16 protein-coding genes and 2 pseudogenes are annotated in these 17,132 nt (G+C 72.3%); 9 read left to right on the plus strand and 9 right to left on the minus strand.

Going from position 1 to position 17,132, the window contains the following annotated elements:
* Positions 1-63 precede the first annotated feature (63 nt).
* The gene (locus ACLF5H_RS20295) at positions 64-303 is read right to left on the minus strand and encodes an EthD domain-containing protein (RefSeq protein ID WP_421677610.1); all 240 of its coding nucleotides are present in this window, start codon (positions 301-303) and stop codon (positions 64-66) included.
* Between ACLF5H_RS20295 and ACLF5H_RS20300 the strand changes: the two are divergent.
* A pseudogene (locus ACLF5H_RS20300) lies at positions 235-459 on the plus strand (MerR family transcriptional regulator); the annotation flags it as partial. The gene ACLF5H_RS20295 and the pseudogene ACLF5H_RS20300 sit on opposite strands and share 69 nt — an antisense overlap.
* Positions 460-547: 88 nt before the next feature.
* On the opposite strand, the pseudogene ACLF5H_RS20305 reads toward ACLF5H_RS20300, so the two are convergent.
* From ACLF5H_RS20305 to ACLF5H_RS20315, 3 genes and pseudogenes are all read right to left on the minus strand, one after another.
* Positions 548-616: pseudogene (locus ACLF5H_RS20305) on the minus strand (transposase); the annotation flags it as partial.
* 115 nt (positions 617-731) lie between these two features.
* A complete protein-coding gene (locus tag ACLF5H_RS20310) occupies positions 732-2,360 on the minus strand; it encodes an ABC-F family ATP-binding cassette domain-containing protein (RefSeq protein ID WP_421677426.1) in 1,629 nt (542 codons plus the stop codon).
* 402 nt (positions 2,361-2,762) lie between these two features.
* Positions 2,763-3,176 (minus strand): SsgA family sporulation/cell division regulator, encoded by a 414-nt coding sequence (locus tag ACLF5H_RS20315; protein WP_421677427.1) that lies wholly within the window; start codon positions 3,174-3,176, stop codon positions 2,763-2,765.
* Positions 3,177-3,381: 205 nt separating this feature from the next.
* Here ACLF5H_RS20315 and ACLF5H_RS20320 point away from each other — a divergent pair, with 205 nt between their 5' ends.
* Positions 3,382-4,509 carry a WD40/YVTN/BNR-like repeat-containing protein gene (locus tag ACLF5H_RS20320; RefSeq protein WP_421677428.1) on the plus strand — a complete coding sequence of 376 codons (1,128 nt, stop codon included), beginning with the start codon at positions 3,382-3,384 and terminating at the stop codon, positions 4,507-4,509.
* 73 nt (positions 4,510-4,582) lie between these two features.
* Positions 4,583-4,921 carry a plasmid stabilization protein gene (locus ACLF5H_RS20325; RefSeq protein WP_421677429.1) on the plus strand — a complete coding sequence of 113 codons (339 nt, stop codon included), beginning with the start codon at positions 4,583-4,585 and terminating at the stop codon, positions 4,919-4,921.
* A gap of 10 nt (positions 4,922-4,931) precedes the next feature.
* On the opposite strand, the gene ACLF5H_RS20330 is transcribed toward ACLF5H_RS20325, so the two are convergent.
* Positions 4,932-5,228, minus strand: coding sequence for a YciI family protein (locus tag ACLF5H_RS20330; protein WP_421677430.1), 297 nt, complete (start codon positions 5,226-5,228; stop codon positions 4,932-4,934).
* 60 nt (positions 5,229-5,288) lie between these two features.
* Between ACLF5H_RS20330 and ACLF5H_RS20335 the strand changes: the two genes are divergently transcribed.
* Positions 5,289-6,038: an endonuclease V gene (locus tag ACLF5H_RS20335; RefSeq protein WP_421677431.1), complete on the plus strand. Its 750-nt coding sequence runs from the start codon at positions 5,289-5,291 to the stop codon at positions 6,036-6,038.
* Here ACLF5H_RS20335 and ACLF5H_RS20340 read toward each other — a convergent pair.
* Positions 5,987-6,175 (minus strand): hypothetical protein, encoded by a 189-nt coding sequence (locus tag ACLF5H_RS20340; protein WP_421677432.1) that lies wholly within the window; start codon positions 6,173-6,175, stop codon positions 5,987-5,989. The genes ACLF5H_RS20335 and ACLF5H_RS20340 overlap by 52 nt on opposite strands.
* Before the next feature lie 90 nt (positions 6,176-6,265).
* On the minus strand, positions 6,266-7,450 hold the full coding sequence (locus ACLF5H_RS20345; protein WP_421677433.1) for a saccharopine dehydrogenase family protein: 1,185 nt from the start codon (positions 7,448-7,450) through the stop codon (positions 6,266-6,268).
* A gap of 219 nt (positions 7,451-7,669) precedes the next feature.
* Here ACLF5H_RS20345 and ACLF5H_RS20350 point away from each other — a divergent pair, with 219 nt between their 5' ends.
* The 3 genes from ACLF5H_RS20350 to ACLF5H_RS20360 all read left to right on the plus strand — a co-directional run bounded on the left by ACLF5H_RS20350 (position 7,670) and on the right by ACLF5H_RS20360 (position 12,322).
* Positions 7,670-8,824, plus strand: a complete 1,155-nt coding sequence (locus tag ACLF5H_RS20350) for a CaiB/BaiF CoA transferase family protein (protein WP_421677434.1) — start codon at positions 7,670-7,672, stop codon at positions 8,822-8,824.
* A gap of 61 nt (positions 8,825-8,885) precedes the next feature.
* A complete protein-coding gene (locus tag ACLF5H_RS20355; protein WP_421677435.1) occupies positions 8,886-10,100 on the plus strand; it encodes an acetyl-CoA C-acetyltransferase in 1,215 nt (404 codons plus the stop codon).
* Between the two features lie 41 nt (positions 10,101-10,141).
* Positions 10,142-12,322, plus strand: a complete 2,181-nt coding sequence (locus ACLF5H_RS20360) for a 3-hydroxyacyl-CoA dehydrogenase NAD-binding domain-containing protein (protein ID WP_421677436.1) — start codon at positions 10,142-10,144, stop codon at positions 12,320-12,322.
* On the opposite strand, the gene ACLF5H_RS20365 is transcribed toward ACLF5H_RS20360, so the two are convergent.
* The gene (locus tag ACLF5H_RS20365; RefSeq protein WP_421677611.1) at positions 12,311-13,048 is read right to left on the minus strand and encodes a MerR family transcriptional regulator; all 738 of its coding nucleotides are present in this window, start codon (positions 13,046-13,048) and stop codon (positions 12,311-12,313) included. The genes ACLF5H_RS20360 and ACLF5H_RS20365 overlap by 12 nt on opposite strands.
* Before the next feature lie 254 nt (positions 13,049-13,302).
* Here ACLF5H_RS20365 and ACLF5H_RS20370 point away from each other — a divergent pair, with 254 nt between their 5' ends.
* Together ACLF5H_RS20370 and ACLF5H_RS20375 are read left to right on the plus strand one after the other, a co-directional pair.
* On the plus strand, positions 13,303-14,766 hold the full coding sequence (locus ACLF5H_RS20370; protein ID WP_421677437.1) for an amino acid permease: 1,464 nt from the start codon (positions 13,303-13,305) through the stop codon (positions 14,764-14,766).
* A gap of 42 nt (positions 14,767-14,808) precedes the next feature.
* Positions 14,809-15,300: an Appr-1-p processing protein gene (locus ACLF5H_RS20375; RefSeq protein WP_421677438.1), complete on the plus strand. Its 492-nt coding sequence runs from the start codon at positions 14,809-14,811 to the stop codon at positions 15,298-15,300.
* A 195-nt stretch (positions 15,301-15,495) separates the two neighbouring features.
* On the opposite strand, the gene ACLF5H_RS20380 is transcribed toward ACLF5H_RS20375, so the two are convergent.
* Entirely contained in the window at positions 15,496-16,983 is a 1,488-nt protein-coding gene (locus tag ACLF5H_RS20380) for a M1 family metallopeptidase (RefSeq protein WP_421677439.1), read from the minus strand.
* Positions 16,984-17,132 lie beyond the last annotated feature (149 nt).

The raw sequence follows: 17,132 nt of genomic DNA on the forward strand, positions 1-17,132 counted from the left end.
TCGGGGACGCGGTGCCTGCGCCGCAGGTGCGACGCCGGTCCGCCATCATGCAGTCCGACCCGGTCAGGACAAAACCCCCGCCATCAGGCCCCGGGCCACCGATTCCATGTCGATGAAGCGCGCTTCGTCGGGGTTGACCAGCGTCCGGTAGTTCTCGGAGGCGAAGAAGGCGTCGTGATCATCCCAGTTCTCGAACCAGATTTCCGTCAGGCCGTCGTAGGCCCGGAGTCCGGCATGCGGATCGGTGAACTGTCCGCCCGGACGGGAGCCAGCCGCCGGTCGCTGCGCTACTACGAGGAGCAGGGCCTGCTCGTCAGCTCCCGCTCACCCAGCGGACAGCGCCACGACGAGGACGAGCACGTTCAGCGGGTGCGCCTCATACAGGCGTTCCTGGCGGCAGGCATGCCCAGCAGCACCATCGCCGAGATGGCGCCCTGCCGCGCCACTGCTTCAGGCGGTTGATGCGGCGCTCGACAGTGTTGCGCTGTTTGTAGCTCCCGGGGTCGAAGGGCCATGACGGCATGGCCGTCCGGTTCACCGGCCGGGGCCCTTTTTCGCGGGCCCCGGCCGCGTGCTGGTGAGCCCGCACAATCGTGGAGTCCACCGACACGATCCAGTTGAGGTCCTCGTCCGCGTCGGCCCGGGCCACCAGGGCGGTGAAAACCCGCTCCCACTGCGCGTCAGTCAACGGCACACCCGGACCAACGACCAGCTGAGCCGGACGAAACCGCCTAGCCCACCTCCTCCGGTGCGATCTCCTTCAGCTCGCCGTCGGCCATCAGCAGCCAGCGGGTGATGCCGATCGACTCCAGGAACGGCAGATCGTGGCTGGCCACCAGCAGCGCACCCTCGTACGACTCCAGGGCCGAGGTGAGCTGCCGGACGCTCGCCAGGTCGAGGTTGTTGGTCGGCTCGTCCAGCAGGAGCAGCTGGGGTGCCGGTTCGGCCAGCATCAGCGCGGCCAGCGCGGCCCGGAAGCGCTCGCCGCCGGACAGGGTGGCCGCCCGCTGGTCGGCGCGGGCGCCCCGGAACAGGAAGCGGGCCAGGCGCGCCCGGACCCGGTTGTTGGTGGCGCCCGGCGCGAACCGGGCCACGTTCTGGGCGACCGTCAGCTCGTCGTCCAGCACGTCCAGGCGCTGGGGCAGGAACCGCAGCGGGACGTGCGCGGTGGCGGTGCCCTCCGTCGGCGCCAGCTGCCCGGCGACCGTGCGCAGCAGCGTCGTCTTGCCCGCGCCGTTGCGCCCGACCAGCGCGATCCGCTCCGGGCCGCGCAGATCGAGGACGCCCTCGATCCGCGCCCCGTAGGCCATCGCCAGGTTCTCCAGGGTGAGCACCTGCCGGCCCGGCGGTACGGCGGTGTACGGCAGGTCGACACGGATCTCGTCCTCCTCCCGCACCGCGTCCACCGCGTCGTCCAGGCGCTCCCTGGCCTCGGCGAGGCGCTCCTCGTGCATGATGCGGTGCTTGCCCGCCGACTCCTGGGCGGCGCGCTTACGGGCGCCCATCACGATCTTCGGCTCGCGCTTCGTCTCGAACATCTTCTGCCCGTACCGCTTGCGGCGGGCCAACTTGATCTGGGCGTGGGACAGTTCGCGTTTCTGTTTGCGCACATCGGCCTCGGCGACCCGGACCATCCGTTCGGCCGCCTCCTGTTCGACGGACAGCGCCTCCTCGTAGGCCGAGAAGTTGCCGCCGTACCAGGTGACCTCGCCGGCGCGCAGGTTCGCGATCTGGTCGACCAGGTCCAGGAGTTCACGGTCGTGGCTGACGACGACGAGCACCCCGGGCCAGGCGGCGACGGCCTGGTGGAGGCGGCGGCGCGCGTACAGGTCGAGGTTGTTGGTGGGCTCGTCCAGGAGCAGCACGTCCGGGCGGCGCAGCAGCAGGGCCGCGAGCCGGAGCAGCACCGACTCGCCGCCGGAGACCTCGCCGACGGTGCGGTCGAGGCCGAGGTGGCCCAGGCCGAGTTCGCCGAGGGTGACCAGGGCGCGCTCCTCGACGTCCCAGTCGTCGCCGACCGTCTCGAAGTGCCGCTCGGACACGTCGCCCGCCTCGATGGCGTGCAGCGCGGCCCGCCGCTCGGCGATGCCGAGGGCCCGGTCCACGCGGAGCGCGGTGTCCAGGGTGACGTTCTGCGGGAGGTAGCCGATGTCGCCCATGACCTTGACGGTGCCGTCGGCCGGGGCGAGTTCACCCGCGATGAGCTTCAACAGGGTTGATTTTCCCGATCCGTTGACGCCGACGAGCCCGGTCCTGCCGGGGCCGAAGGAGACGTCGAGGCCGTCGAACACGGTGGTGCCGTCGGGCCAGGCGAAGGACAGGGACGAAAGGGTGACGGAAGAGGATGACGCGGATGACATGAGGGCCTCGCGGGGGAGTGGGTGCGGTTTCGCGGACGCGTCTTGAGACACCGCGGGGCGGGAACCGAAGGGTCACCCGGAGGCCGTAAAGAAAAAGGGGCCTGTGCCGGAGGACGGCTCGAACGCCGAGGGTCGTACGCCACGCACACCTCACCGGTGCGACGCGGTGTCTCCGAACCTCAGACGAGCAACGTCCTTCTCCGATCGACGGCAACAGATCCGAGACAAACGCTAGGAGCACCGCCGACGGGAGTCAAAACATTTATCGCCGCGGCAGGCCGCTGCCGCGGCGGCCCCCCCCCCCCCCCCCCCCCCCCCCCCTCCCCCCTCCCCCCCCCCTCCCCCCGGACCCGGCAACACTCGCCCAGGCCGCCCCCGCCCCGGTGCGCCGGGCCGCGCCGGTCAGGCGTCCCGCATCAGTTCGGCCAGGTGGTGGTCCAGGTCCAGCTGGAGGTGTTCGAGCCCGACCGGCACCAGCTCGCCGGTCGCCTCCAGGAAGCGGCGTATCTCGCCCGCGCGCACATGGACGACGGCGGTGCCCTCGGGGGCGTGGAACTCCAGCACGATGCGGTCGTAGCCGTACGGCCGCACCCGGACGTCGCCCTGGCCCTCGGGCGCCAGCAGCCCGGCGGCGAGCAGTTCCCGGGCGAAGGTCCAGCAGACCTCGACGCCTTCCAGGGTGGCCGGGGCCGGGAAGGTCATCCGCACCGCGAACGGGTCGCAGCGGTCGTACCGCAGCGTGGCGGGAATGCTCGGCATACGCGGTGCGGCGGCGACGAGGCGGGCTTCTACGGGCTGCTCGATGACGGTGGACAACGCCTTGCTCCCTCGTGACGGCTGGACTGCGGCCTGGTGACTCCCGGCACTGGATGAGACGACGGAACGGGCCGGGACGTGCACCTGGGGAACGAGTGACCTCGGTCACCGCGTTCATGCACGCGCGGCCGCCCCTGGCACGCAGGGCAGTTGGCCCTCTGGACGGCGACCGGCCGGTGGGCTAGCTTCGCCCGCCATGAGGCGCATGGGGAGCACGAGGGACAAGCGGGACAAGCGGGACGTGAGGGGTGCGCGGGGCCTCCGGCGGGCGGGCAGGCTGACCGCGGCGGGAGTCGCGTGCGGCGCGGCGCTGGCCGCGCTGACCGTCCCGTCGGCCGCCGCGCTCGGCCGGCACCAGGGCGTGCACTGGGCCGCGAAGGACCCCGGCACCCCGCAGGTCCGCTACCGGGGCCTTGCCGCCGTCGACCGGCACACCGCCTGGCTGGCCGGTACCGGCGGCACCGTCCTGCTCACCCGGGACGGCGGCACGTCCTGGCGAGACGTCTCCCCGCCCGGCGCGTCCGGCCTGGAGTTCCGGGACGTCGAGGCGTTCGACGCGCGGCACGCGGTGGTGCTGGCCATCGGCGAGGGCGAGGCGTCCCGGGTGTACCGCACCGACGACGGCGGGGCGAGCTGGACGGAGTCCTTCCGCAACACCGATCCGAACGCGTTCTACGACTGCATGGCCTTCTTCGACCGCCGCCACGGCCTCGCCATGGGCGACCCCGTGGACGGGAGGTTCCGCATCCTGTCCACGAGCGACGGCGGACGCTCCTGGCGGGTGCTGCCCCCGGCCGGGATGCCGTCCGCCCTGGACGGCGAGGCGGGCTTCGCGGCGAGCGGGCAGTGCCTGGTCACCTCGGGCTCCAGGGACGCCTGGCTGGCCACCGGCGGCGGCGCCCGCGCCCGGGTCCTGCACTCCGCCGACCGCGGCCTGACCTGGACCGCCGCCGACACCCCGGTCCCGGCGGGCGACCCGGCCCGGGGGGTCTTCGCGCTCGCCTTCCGCGACCGCGTCCACGGCCTCGCCGTCGGCGGCGACTACGCAGCGGGGCAGCCCTCGCCGCAGGCCGCCGCCGTCACCCGGGACGGCGGGCGCACCTGGCAGCCGTCCGCCACACCCCCGCCCGCCTACCGCTCCGGCGCCGCCTGGCTCCCGCACAGCCGGACCTCGGCGCTCGCCGTCGGCCCGACCGGCACCGATCTGACCACGGACGGCGGCCGCACCTGGCGCACGATCGACACCGGTTCGTACGACACCGTCTCCTGCACCCCCGACCTCGGCTGCTGGGCGGCCGGCGAGCAGGGCAGGGTGGCCCGGCTGGAACGGTGAGGTAGGGGCGCCGACAGCCGGGTACTCGCGCCCCGAAGGCGTCGTAGCAGCCTTCGCGGTGAAAGGAGCGATCATGCCAGCCGGTTCCAGCCCCAAGCGCGAACGCCAGTACGAGCACATCAAGGAGAGCGCGCAGGACCGGGGCGAGAGCGAGGGACGCGCCGAGGAGATCGCCGCGCGGACCGTCAACAAGGAGCGCGCCCGGTCCGGCGAGTCCAGGACCGCGAGCCGCACCTCCACCGAGGACATGTCGTCCGGCAGGCGCGGCGGCCAGCGGTCGGGCAACCGGTCGGGACCCCAGGGCCCGACCCGCGACCAGCTGTACAACGAGGCGAAGCAGCGCGGCGTCGAGGGCCGTTCGCACATGAACAAGGACCAGCTCCAGCGCGCGCTGAACGCCAAGAAGGGCTGAGGGGCCGCCCTCAGGCGGGGGTCTGCCGGTACCGGGCCAGCTCCGGGACCGTCGTGGTGGCGATGAACTCCGTGATCCGGTAGGCGCACACCCCGGCGACGGTGTACGGGTCGGCCGCGACGATCTCCTCGATCCGGGCCCGGTCCTCGGCGACGGCCAGGATCACCCCGCCGTCGCGCGGGTTCTTGCGCCCCGACGCCAGGAAGCAGCCCTTCTCGAACTGTTCCCCCAGCCATGCCATATGGTCGGCGTGCAGGGCGTTCACGGCATCGAGGGGCGCGGTGTAGGTCAGCTCCAGTACGAACATGATCGCGAGCCTAACCCCGGGAGCGGGGCGGCCCGGGCGGGGCACGTACAGTCGGCCGACATGACGACCGTAGGCGTACCGGCGGGCTGGCCCACCACCGAGGCGGAGGCCCGCGCGGTCCAGGACGAACTGCGCGGCCGGGTGGTGCTCGACGAGCCCGGACCGCCGCCGGGCACCGGCCGGGTGACCGGGGTCGACGTGGCCTATGACGACGAGCGCGACCTGGTCGCCGCCGCGGCCGTCGTCCTGGACGCCGCCACCCTGGAGGTCCTCGCCGAGTCGACCGCGGTCGGCCGGGTGTCCTTCCCCTACGTCCCCGGTCTGCTCGCCTTCCGTGAACTGCCGACGGTCCTGGCCGCGCTGGCAGCCCTGCCCGTCGCGCCCGGCCTGGTGGTGTGCGACGGCTACGGCCTCGCCCACCCCCGCCGCTTCGGCCTGGCCAGCCACCTCGGCGTTCTCACGGGCCTGCCCACCATCGGCGTCGCCAAGAACCCGTTCACCTTCACGTACGAGGAGCCCGGTGCCGCCCGCGGCAGCTCCGCAGCACTGCTCGCCGGGTCCGAGGAGGTCGGCCGCGCCCTTCGTACCCGCGACGCCGTCAGACCCGTCTTCGTCTCCGTCGGCCACCGGGTGTCCCTGGCGGGCGCCCTCGCCCACACGCTCGCCCTCACCCCCGCCTACCGCCTCCCGGAGACCACCCGGCACGCGGACGGCCTGTGCCGCAGGGCGCTCAAGGAGGCGACGGCGGACGGGCTTGCTCAGTCGCCGGCGAGCCGCCACACACCGACTTCCTTGTACTGGGAGTCGTAGACGGGTGAGCCGTCGCCCGGCTCCAGCGCGTAGTGGTGCAGATTGCCGCCCCAGTAGCGCAGGATCCGGCCCAGCTCGGCGGCCCGCTCCTGCGCCGACGCGTTCTCGTCCACGGTCACTTCGAGCACGAACTTCACTGTTTCCGCGCCTCCTTGGGCTTCGTCCGGTCCGAGTGCCCATCCTCGCACCGGGTCTCGGGGCGGGACGCGCGCACCGGACGATCCAGGTCACCGCTCGGCGGCCACCCGGAAGGTGATCCCGGCCGCCCGCAGCCGGTCGGTGAGCGCGTCGCCCATCGCCTGGGCCGTCGTCACCTGGCCGGATGTCTTCGGGAGATCGTCACAGGCGAGGCAGAGCGCGGCCTCGGCGAACATCTTGGCGGTCTCGTCGTATCCGGGGTCGCCGCCCGAGACCTCCGTGAAGAGGCGCCGCCCGCCGCCCTCGCCGACGAAGCGGACCCGGAACCAGCTCCTGGCCCGCTTCTCCGCGCTGGGCCCCGCGCCGGAACCGAGCCGGCCGGACAGCCAGTGGCGCACCGGCGGCAGCTGGGCGGCGGCCACCGTGGCACCGACCGCGGCCACCCCGCCGAGCGCGACCGGCAGATGGCGGACCGCCGCGAAGTGCCGGTAGCGGAAGTCGGGGCCGTACCGGTCGAGGGCCCGCGCCGAACGGCTCACGATCCGCGGGTCGATGGTGGGCAGCGGCAGCGCCCAGGCGCCGACCTCCGGGGCGAAGCGCGGCGCCCCGGTCGGCGCGCTCACCCGGCGCCCGTGCAGCCGCGGCCCGTGCAGCCGCGGCTCGTGCCGCGCCCGGTCGCGGGCGGCGGCCAGCATCGTGCGCCCGCGCGCGAACTGGTCGAGCGCCGAGGCCAGCGTGCCGCCGGAGAACGCCGCGTCGGCCGTCACATAGCCGTCCACCCGCAGCGGCACACCCTCCGGCAGGTGTTTCACCGTGAAGTAGACGCCAAGATCGTGCGGCACGGAGTCGAACCCGCACGCGTGCACCAGGCGCGCGCCGGTCTCCCGGGCGCGGGCGTCGTGCCGTACGTACATCAGGTCCACGAACTCCGGCTCTCCGGTGAGGTCCAGATAGTCCGTCCCGGCGTCCGCGCAGGCGGCGACCAGCTCCTCGCCGTGACGCAGGTACGGCCCGACGGTCGTGGCCACCACCCGGGCGCGCCCGGCGAGATCGCGCAGCCCGGCCGGCCGGGACGCGTCGGCGCGCAGCACACCGATGTCCGCGCCCGCGGGCAGCCCGTCCCGCAGCCGCCGCAGCTTCACCTCGTCGCGCCCGGCGATCGCCCAGCGCAGTCCCTGTGGCGCATGCGCCGCCAGATACCGCGCCGTGAGGGCCCCGACGAAGCCGGTCGCCCCGTAGAGCACCACGTCGTAGGGACGGTCCAGCCCGTTCATGACCCACCTCGCCTGCTCATGACACCCCTCGGTCGCGCAGCCCGCGCCGCTGTCGGTGGCCGAGGCTAGCGTGAGGTGAGCGTCCCGGAGGCGTCCGGGCGATTTTCGGTCGCCCGGGCACTTGGCTAAGCGCTTGCTCGTTCAGGTCTTGTGCCGGATGGAACGCGTTCATAGCATCACCGGTGTTACATCAGTTGTGTCACACGCTTGGGGGACGGCATGAGCACGGCGGCACCAGCAGAGCGGGGCCCGCTCGGCGGCGTGCGCGTGGTGGAGCTGGCCGGCATCGGGCCGGGCCCGTTCGCCGCCATGCTGCTCGCCGACCTCGGCGCCGATGTGGTCCGGGTGGACCGCCCCGGCGGCCCCGGCCTCGGCGTCGACCCCGCCCACGACATCACCAACCGCAACAAGCGCTCGGTCGTGGTCGACCTCAAGTCCCCGGAAGGCGCCGCCCGCGTGCTGGACCTCGCCGAGCGCGCCGACATCCTCCTGGAGGGCTACCGGCCGGGCGTCGCCGAGCGCCTCGGCGTCGGCCCCGCCGACTGCCACGCCCGCAACCCCCGACTGGTCTACGGCCGGATGACCGGCTGGGGCCAGGACGGCCCCCTCGCCGAGCGCGCGGGCCACGACGTGGCGTACATCGCCCTCACCGGCGCCCTCGGCATGATCGGCCGCCCCGGCGAGCCCCCGGTCGTGCCCGCCAACCTCCTCGGGGACTTCGCGGGCGGCTCGCTCTACCTGGTCGTCGGCGTCCTCGCCGCCCTGCACCACGCGCGCGCCACCGGCACCGGCCAGGTCGTGGACGCCGCCATCGTGGACGGCACCGCGCATCTGTCCACGATGATCCACGGCATGCTGTCCGCCGGCGTCTGGCAGGACCGGCGCGGCACCAACTTCCTGGACGGCGGCTGCCCCTGCTACGGCACCTACGAGACCGCCGACGGCGGCCATATGGCGGTCGGCGCCCTGGAGGAGAAGTTCTCCGCCGAGTTCCTGCGCCTGCTCGGCCTGGACGACCTCCGAGCCGCCCGCACCGACCTCACCCGGTGGCCGGAACTGCGCGCGGCGATCACCGCCCGCTTCCGGGAGCGCACCCGCGCGGAGTGGACCGCCCTGTTCGCGGACTCCGACGCCTGCGTGGCCCCCGTACTGTCGCTGCGCGAGGCCCCGCACCATCCGCACCTGGCCGCCCGCGGCACCTTCACCGACCACGGCGGCATCACCCAGCCCGCCCCCGCGCCCCGTTTCTCCGCCACCCCCACCGCCCTGCGCACCGGACCCGCGCTGCCGGGCGCCGACACCGAGACCGTGGCCCGGGACTGGGACATACCCGCGCTCACCGGCGACGACCGGCCCACCCCGGCCGCCGACTGAGCCCACCGACCCACCCGCCGCGGGCCGAACCGCCCGGCCGACCCTCCCGAAAGGCATCCCAGTGAGCACCGAAGCGTATGTGTACGACGCGATCCGCACCCCGCGCGGCCGCGGCAAGGCGAACGGCGCCCTGCACGCCACCAAGCCCATCGACCTGGTCGTCGGCCTCATCCACGAGATCCGGGACCGCTTCCCGAACCTCGACCCGGCCGCCATCGACGACATCGTGCTCGGCGTCGTCGGCCCCGTCGGCGACCAGGGCTCCGACATCGCCCGCATCGCCGCGATCGCCGCCGGGCTGCCGGACACCGTGGCGGGCGTACAGGAGAACCGCTTCTGCGCCTCGGGCCTTGAGGCCGTCAACCTGGCCGCGGCCAAGGTCCGCTCCGGCTGGGAGGACATGGTCCTCGCGGGCGGCGTGGAGTCGATGTCCCGGGTCCCGATGGCCTCCGACGGCGGCGCCTGGTTCAACGACCCGATGACCAACCTGGACGTCAACTTCGTGCCCCAGGGCATCGGCGCCGACCTGATCGCCACCCTCGGCGGCTTCACCCGCCGGGACGTGGACGAGTTCGCGGCGCTGTCCCAGGAGCGCGCCGTCACCGCCTGGAAGGACGGCCGCTTCGACCGCTCCGTGGTCCCGGTCAAGGATCGCGCGGGCCTGATCGTCCTCGACCGCGACGAGCACCCACGCCCCGGCACCACCGCCGACAGCCTGGCCAAGCTCAAGCCGTCCTTCGCCGACATCGGCGAACTCGGTGGTTTCGACGCCGTGGCGCTGCAGAAGTACCACTGGGTCGAGAAGATCGACCACGTCCACCACGCGGGCAACTCCTCCGGCATCGTGGACGGCGCCTCGCTCGTCGCGATCGGCTCCAAGGAGGTCGGCGAGCGCTACGGCCTCACCCCGCGCGCGCGGATCGTCTCGGCCGCCGTCTCCGGCTCCGAGCCCACCATCATGCTGACCGGCCCCGCGCCCGCCACCCGCAAGGCCCTCGCCAAGGCCGGCCTCACCATCGACGACATCGACCTGGTCGAGATCAACGAGGCGTTCGCCGCCGTCGTGCTGCGCTTCGTCGAGGAGATGGGCCTGCCGCTGGAGAAGGTCAACGTCAACGGCGGCGCCATCGCCCTCGGCCACCCGCTCGGCGCGACCGGCGCCATGCTCGTCGGCACGCTCGTGGACGAACTGGAGCGCCAGGACAAGCGCTACGGCCTGGTCACCCTGTGCGTGGGCGGCGGCATGGGCATCGCCACCATCATCGAGCGTATCTGAACTCCCCGCGGAACCAAGCGACTTCAACGGAGACGACTGTCATGACCGAGAGCACCACCATCCGCTGGGAGCAGGACGACACCGGTGTCGTCACCCTGGTCCTGGACGACCCGAACCAGTCCGCGAACACGATGAACCAGGCCTTCAAGGCCTCCATCGAGGCGATCGCGGACCGCGCCGTGGCCGAGAAGGACTCCATCCGGGGCATCATCTACACCTCCGCCAAGAAGACCTTCTTCGCGGGCGGCGACCTCAAGGAGATGATCCAGGTCGGCCCCGGGGACGCCCGGACCGTCTTCGACACCGCGACCGCCATCAAGAACGCGCTGCGCCGCATCGAGACCCTCGGCAAGCCGGTCGTCGCCGCCATCAACGGCGCGGCCCTGGGCGGCGGCTACGAGATCGCGCTCGCCTCCCACCACCGCATCGCGCTGGACGCCCCCGGCTCCAAGATCGGCCTGCCCGAGGTCACCCTCGGCCTGCTGCCCGCGGGCGGCGGTGTCGCCCGTACCGTGCGCCTGATGGGCATCACCGACGCGCTGCTCAAGGTGCTGCTCCAGGGCACCCAGTACACCCCGCGGCGCGCCCAGGAGAACGGGCTGGTCCACGAGGTGGCGCAGACGCCGGACGAGATGCTGGCCAAGGCCCGCGCCTTCATCGACGAGCACCCCGAGTCCCAGCAGCCCTGGGACGTCCCCGGCTACCGGATCCCGGGCGGCACCCCGGCCAACCCGAAGTTCGCCGCCAACCTGCCCGCCTTCCCGGCCAACCTGCGCAAGCAGACGAACGGCGCGCCCTACCCGGCGCCGCGCAACATCATGGCCGCGGCGGTCGAGGGCTCCCAGGTCGACTTCGAGAACGCGATCACCATCGAGACCCGCTACTTCACCGAGCTGGTCACCGGGCAGACCGCGAAGAACATGATCCAGGCGTTCTTCTTCGACCTCCAGGCGGTCAACTCCGGCGCCAACCGGCCCCAGGGCATCGAGTCCCGCGAGGTCCGCAAGGTGGCCGTGCTCGGTGCCGGCATGATGGGCGCGGGCATCGCCTACTCGTGCGCCCGCGCGGGCATCGAGGTCGTCCTCAAGGACGTCTCCCTGGAGGCCGCGCTCAAGGGCAAGAACTACTCCGAGAAGCTGTGCGCCAAGGCCGTCTCCCGGGGCCGTACCACCCAGGAGAAGGCGGACGCGCTGCTGGCCCGGATCACGCCCACCGGGGACGCCGCCGACGTCGCGGGCTGCGACGCGGTGATCGAGGCCGTCTTCGAGGACACCGCGCTCAAGCACAAGGTGTTCCAGGAGATCGAGTCCGTTCTCGCGCCCGACGCGCTGCTGTGCTCCAACACCTCCACGCTGCCCATCACCACCCTCGCCGAGGGCGTCGAGCGCCAGGGCGACTTCATCGGCCTGCACTTCTTCTCGCCGGTCGACAAGATGCCGCTGGTCGAGATCATCAAGGGCGAGCGCACCGGCGACGAGGCACTCGCCCGCGCCTTCGACCTGGTCCGGCAGATCAACAAGACGCCGATCGTCGTCAACGACTCGCGCGGCTTCTTCACCTCCCGGGTGATCGGCCAGTTCATCAACGAGGGCGTCGCCATGGTCGGCGAGGGCATCGAGCCCGCCTCCGTCGAGCAGGCCGCCGCCCAGGCCGGCTACCCGGCCAAGGTGCTCTCCCTGATGGACGAGCTGACCCTCACCCTGCCGCGCAAGATCCGCAACGAGACGAAGCGGGCCGTCGAGGAGGCCGGTGGCACCTGGACCGCGCACCCGGCCGACGGCGTCATCGACCGCATGGTGGACGAGTTCGAGCGCCCCGGCCGCAGCGGCGGCGCCGGCTTCTACGACTACGCGCAGGACGGCAGTCGCGCCGGGCTCTGGCCGGGCCTGCGCGAGCACTTCACCAGGGCCGGGCACGAGATCCCGTTCAAGGACATGCAGGAGCGGATGCTCTTCTCCGAGGCGCTGGACACCGTGCGCCTGGTGGAGGAGGGTGTGCTGACCTCTGTGGCCGACGCCAACATCGGCTCCGTCCTCGGCATCGGCTTCCCGGCCTGGACCGGCGGCGTGCTCCAGTACATCAACGGGTACGAGGGCGGCCTGCCCGGCTTCGTGGCCCGCGCCCGGGAACTCGCCGGGACCTACGGCGAGCGGTTCGAGCCGCCGGCGCTGCTGGTGGCGAAGGCGGACCGGGGCGAGCCCTTCTCGGACTCAGCCGCCTGACGGTCCCGCGCCGCCGAGCAGCTCGCTCAGCTCCTCGCGCAGCGAACGCTGGAAGGTGGTCAGCAGCGCCTGCACCACCAGCGGGTGCATGTGCGCGGACAGGTCCCGCACATCGCGGGTGTCCCGCTCGGCCACCTCGCCGCGGAAGAGCCGGGCCAGCTCACGGGCCGCGGCGCGCGAGTGCTCCATGAGCACCTCGCGCGCCGCGAGGATCGCGCCCTGCGACAACGGCACGTCCAGCAGTTCGAGGCCGAGCCGCAGCAGCCCGGTGTCGACCCGGAAACCGTCCTGCGCCGTGCCGTCGGCGCCGTCCGCGTCCCCGGCGATCAGGACCCCGGCCGCCGTGAGCCGCTCCAGCTCCTCGTCAGCCAGCTCCCGCCCCGCCCGCCGGTCCAGCTCGGCGCGCGAGAGGGACTCCACGGAGTCCGGCGCCCAGGAGGCGACGACGGCCCGGTGGATGGCCAGGTCGTAGGCGGACAGATCGGACGGCAGCTGCCCCAGATACCGCTCGATCGCCGCCAGCGTCATCCCCTGCCGCTGCAACTCCTCGATCAGCGCCAGCCGCGCCAGGTGCTTCGCCCCGTACCGCCCCACCCGCCGCGGCCCGATCACCGGCGGCGGCAGCAGCCCCTTGCTCCCGTAGAAGCGCACGGTCCGCACCGTCACCCCTGCCCGCGCGGCCAGCTCGTCGACGGTGAGGCTCAGCTCCCCGGCATCGGTCGTCATGTGCAGCAGTATCGCTGTCACACCACTACTGTGAAACCCGTCGAGAGGGCATCTACGCACCCGTGGTGAACATCATGTGGACACTGGGAAGATCATGTGAGAAGTAACGCTCTGTGACGTGGGCCACCGCGTAATGCCCGGCGTGTCTGGGAAGCTGCTGGCTTGGTCTGTGCCGCGACTCATCGGGTGGTGCGGGCCAAGCCCTGCACGACCCCCGGGCTCAGGCCCGGGCGCACCAGGAAGTGGTACCACCCGTGAGCAAGGACGCCGTGGAATCGGCACAGGCCGCCCCTACCCAGGCGGCGCAGACGCCCGCCGACGCGGGCGACGCCGGCTACAGCAAGGACCTCAAGGCCCGCCACGTCAACATGATCGCCATCGGCGGCGCCATCGGAACCGGACTGTTCCTCGGCGCCGGAGGGCGCCTGCACAACGCGGGCCCCGCGCTCGCCCTGGCCTACCTGGTCTGCGGCATCTTCGCCTTCTTCGTCGTGCGCGCCCTGGGCGAGCTGGTCCTGTACCGGCCCTCCTCCGGGTCCTTCGTGTCGTACGCGCGTGAGTTCCTCGGCGAGAAGGGCGCCTACGTCGCCGGCTGGATGTACTTCCTGAACTGGTCGACCACCGGTATCGCGGACATCACCGCGATCGCGCTCTACACGCACTACTGGAGCTTCTTCACGCCCATCCCGCAGTGGGTGCTGGCGCTGATCGCGCTCGCCGTGGTCCTCACCGTGAACCTGATCTCGGTGAAGATCTTCGGCGAGATGGAGTTCTGGTTCGCGATCATCAAGGTCGCCACCCTGGTGGGCTTCATGTTCATCGGCATCTTCCTGCTGGCCACCCAGCACCATGTCGACGGCTACACGCCGGGCCTGAGCCTCATCAGCGACCACGGCGGGTTCCTCCCGCACGGCATGATGCCGGTCGTCCTCGTGATGCAGGGCGTGATCTTCGCGTACGCGGCCCTGGAGCTGGTCGGCGTCGCCGCCGGCGAGACCGAGCAGCCGGAGAAGATCGTCCCGCGCGCGGTGAACTCGATCATGTGGCGCGTGGGCCTGTTCTACGTCGGCTCGGTCGTCCTGCTCGCGCTGCTGCTGCCCGGCTCGGTGTACTCCGCCGACCAGAGTCCGTTCGTGACCGTGCTGTCCAAGATCGGCATCCCCGCGGCCGGCGACGTGATGAACCTCGTGGTCCTCACCGCCGCCATGTCCTCGCTGAACTCCGGCCTGTACTCCACCGGCCGCATCCTGCGCTCCATGGCGATGTCGGGCTCCGCGCCCAAGTTCACCCGGGTGATGAGCCGCAGCCAGGTGCCCTACGGCGGCATCCTGCTGACCTGCGGCATCTGCGTCCTCGGCGTCGGCCTGAACTACCTCGTGCCCAGCCAGGCCTTCGAGATCGTGCTGAACGTCGCCTCGCTCGGGATCATCAGCACCTGGGTGATCATCATGATCTGCCATGCGATCTTCGTCCGCCGCGCCCGCGCGGGCCTGGTGACCCGGCCGCACTTCCAGCTGAAGTTCTCCCCGGTCACCGAGATCGCCACGATCGCCTTCCTGCTGGTCTGCCTCGGCATGATGTGGGACGACCACGAGGTCGGCCGCAAGACCCTGCTGCTCATCCCGGTGATCGCCGTCATGCTCGTCGCGGGCTGGTTCGGCGTCCGGCGCCGGGTCAACGCGGGCTCCGGCCGGCAGCCGACCGCGTCGGCGAAGTAGCGGCCCGGCGCCACTGTCAGTGGCGGCCCCTACGGTGGCGTCATGCCGGAGATCACTTTCGTCCGGGGTGACGCCACCGCCCCGTCGGGCCAGGGCCCGAAGAGCATCGCCCATGTGTGCAACGACCTCGGCGGCTGGGGCAAGGGCTTCGTCCTCGCCCGCTCCCGCCGCCGGCCGGAGCCGGAGCGGGCCTACCGCGCCTGGCACCGCGACCGCGCGCACAACGACTTCGGGCTGGGCGCGGTCCAGCTCGTCCAGGTCGACCCGCGCACCTGGGTGGCCGACATGGTCGGCCGGCGCGGCATCAGGACCGGCGGCAAGGGCGTTCCGGTGCGCTACGAGGCGATCGACACCGCCCTCACCTGCCTCGCCGCCCACGCCCTCGACCTGGGCGCCCGCGTGCCCATGCCCCGCATGGGCCGCGGCCTGGCCGGCGGCGAATGGTCCCGCGTCGAGCCGCTCGTCACCGAGCGGCTGACCGGACGGGGCACAGCGGTCACGGTGCACGACCTCGACGACCGGGCCGGGAACTGAACCGGCGCCCTCGCTGCGCCCTCGCGCCGTCGCCGGTACCGACCTGGTCCCCGGGCGGCCCGTTGTCCGACGCCTCTCCCCGGCGGCGCGCCACCCGCGAAGCCCGCCCGCCCCCGCCCTCCCGCCCCACCACGCGAACGCGCTGAGCCGGGAGGGCGACACCCCCGCGCGATGGAGCCGCCCCGGTGCGAAGGATCAGCGGTTGGGTCCGCCGTGCGCCGCCTCGACGGCCTTCCAGGACTTCGGCTGCGCGAGGGGCGTACCGGCGGCCGCGAACCCGCGTGCCGCCGACGCCGACGGCTTCATCGGCTGGTACAGCCAGGTGTCGAAGAGCCCCGCGAGAGGTTTGCCGGAGATCTGCTCGGCATACTTCTCGAAGTCGGCCACGGACGCGTTGCCGTAGGCGTGCGCCTTCGGCCAGCCCTTCAGGATGCGGAAGAAGGCGCGGTCGCCCACCGTGTCGCGCAGCGCCTGGATCGCGGCGGCGCCCCGGTCGTAGACGGCGTCGTCGAACTGGTCGTCCGGACCGGGATCGCCGGGCGCCACCTTCCAGAACGGGTCGTCGGCCGGGTGCGCGGAGTACACCTGGTCGGCGAGCTGCCGCGTCGTGCCCTGGCCCTCGTGCTCCGACCACAGCCACTGCGCGTAGGTGGCGAAGCCCTCGTTGAGCCAGATGTCCTTCCAGCCCTTCAGCGACACGTCGTCGCCGTACCACTGATGGGCCAGCTCGTGCACGACCACCGAGGGGTTGGCGCCCTTCGCGAACTGCTTGGGGCTGTAGTAGACGCGGGTCTGGGTCTCCAGCGCGTACCCGGTCGTCGTGTTCGGGACATAACCACCCGCCGTGGCGAACGGATACGGCCCGAAATAGTTGCTCAGCCAGTCGACGATCTCCCCGGTGCGCTCCACGCTCGCCCGCGCCGCCGCGTCATCGGCGCCCAGGTCCTTGCTGTACGCGTTGATCACCGGCACGCCGCGCCCGGACCGGCTCGTGGTGATGTCGAACGCGCCGATCGCGAGCGTGGCCAGATAGGTCGCCTGCGGCCGGTCCTGCCGCCAGGAGTAGCTGGTCCAGCCCCGCTTCGAGGAGACCGAGCGCAGCGCGCCGTTGGAGATCGCCTGGGTGCCCTTCGGCACCGTGACCGAGACGTCGTACGTCGCCTTGTCGCTCGGATGGTCGTTGCTCGGGAACCACCACCACGCCGACTCGGGCTCGTCCGCCGCGACCGCGCCGTCCGGGGTGCGGTGCCAGGTGGTGAAGCCGTAGGCGCTCTTCGTGGACGGCACCCCGCTGTAGCGGACCTCCACCGTGATCGGTGTGCCCTTCGCCAGCGGCCGCTTCGGCGTGATCACCAGTTCATGCTGCTCGGCACGGGTGAAGGACGCCTTGACGCCGTTGACCCGCACCTGGCTGACGTCCAGCAGGAAGTCCAGGTCGAAACTGGACAGATCCTGGGTGGTCCGCGCCTTGATCGTCGCGGTGCCCGCCAGCTCGTCCGTCTTCGGCTGGTAGCGCAGCCGCAGACCGTAGTGCGAGACGTCGTAGCCGCCGTTGCCGTAGTACGGGTAGTAGGGGTCGCCGATGCCCGGCGCGCCGGGGGAGTAGCTCGCGGCCGATGCCGGGATCGCCAGCAGGAGGGAGGCCGCCGCCAGTGCGCCCGGCGCGATGATTCTGCGGTGCACGTCAGCTCCAAGTCGTGGGGACTGCGGGTGCTTTCACGGGACTGTCCGGAGCCTATTCACCCCCTGTGCCCCTTGCCCTGTCCATGACCCCTGCTGTCACACGATCGCCATTCGGCCGCAATCAGCCACCCGGTTGCCGTAACGCACTC

The sequence above is a fragment of the Streptomyces sp. LaBMicrA B280 genome (genome assembly GCF_049222185.1).
GTDB classification, from domain to species: Bacteria; Actinomycetota; Actinomycetes; order Streptomycetales; family Streptomycetaceae; genus Streptomyces; species Streptomyces murinus.

Excerpts from the sequence above, each read along its gene's own strand:
- ACLF5H_RS20310 (WP_421677426.1), bottom strand. The coding sequence starts at position 2,360 with ATGTCATCCGCGTCATCCTCTTCCGTCACCCTTTCGTCCCTGTCCTTC.
- ACLF5H_RS20320 (WP_421677428.1), top strand. The coding sequence starts at position 3,382 with ATGGGGAGCACGAGGGACAAGCGGGACAAGCGGGACGTGAGGGGTGCG.
- ACLF5H_RS20325 (WP_421677429.1), top strand. The coding sequence starts at position 4,583 with ATGCCAGCCGGTTCCAGCCCCAAGCGCGAACGCCAGTACGAGCACATC.
- ACLF5H_RS20330 (WP_421677430.1), bottom strand. The coding sequence starts at position 5,228 with ATGTTCGTACTGGAGCTGACCTACACCGCGCCCCTCGATGCCGTGAAC.
- ACLF5H_RS20335 (WP_421677431.1), top strand. The coding sequence starts at position 5,289 with ATGACGACCGTAGGCGTACCGGCGGGCTGGCCCACCACCGAGGCGGAG.
- ACLF5H_RS20345 (WP_421677433.1), bottom strand. The coding sequence starts at position 7,450 with ATGAACGGGCTGGACCGTCCCTACGACGTGGTGCTCTACGGGGCGACC.
- ACLF5H_RS20350 (WP_421677434.1), top strand. The coding sequence starts at position 7,670 with ATGAGCACGGCGGCACCAGCAGAGCGGGGCCCGCTCGGCGGCGTGCGC.
- ACLF5H_RS20360 (WP_421677436.1), top strand. The coding sequence starts at position 10,142 with ATGACCGAGAGCACCACCATCCGCTGGGAGCAGGACGACACCGGTGTC.
- ACLF5H_RS20365 (WP_421677611.1), bottom strand. The coding sequence starts at position 13,048 with ATGACGACCGATGCCGGGGAGCTGAGCCTCACCGTCGACGAGCTGGCC.
- ACLF5H_RS20375 (WP_421677438.1), top strand. The coding sequence starts at position 14,809 with ATGCCGGAGATCACTTTCGTCCGGGGTGACGCCACCGCCCCGTCGGGC.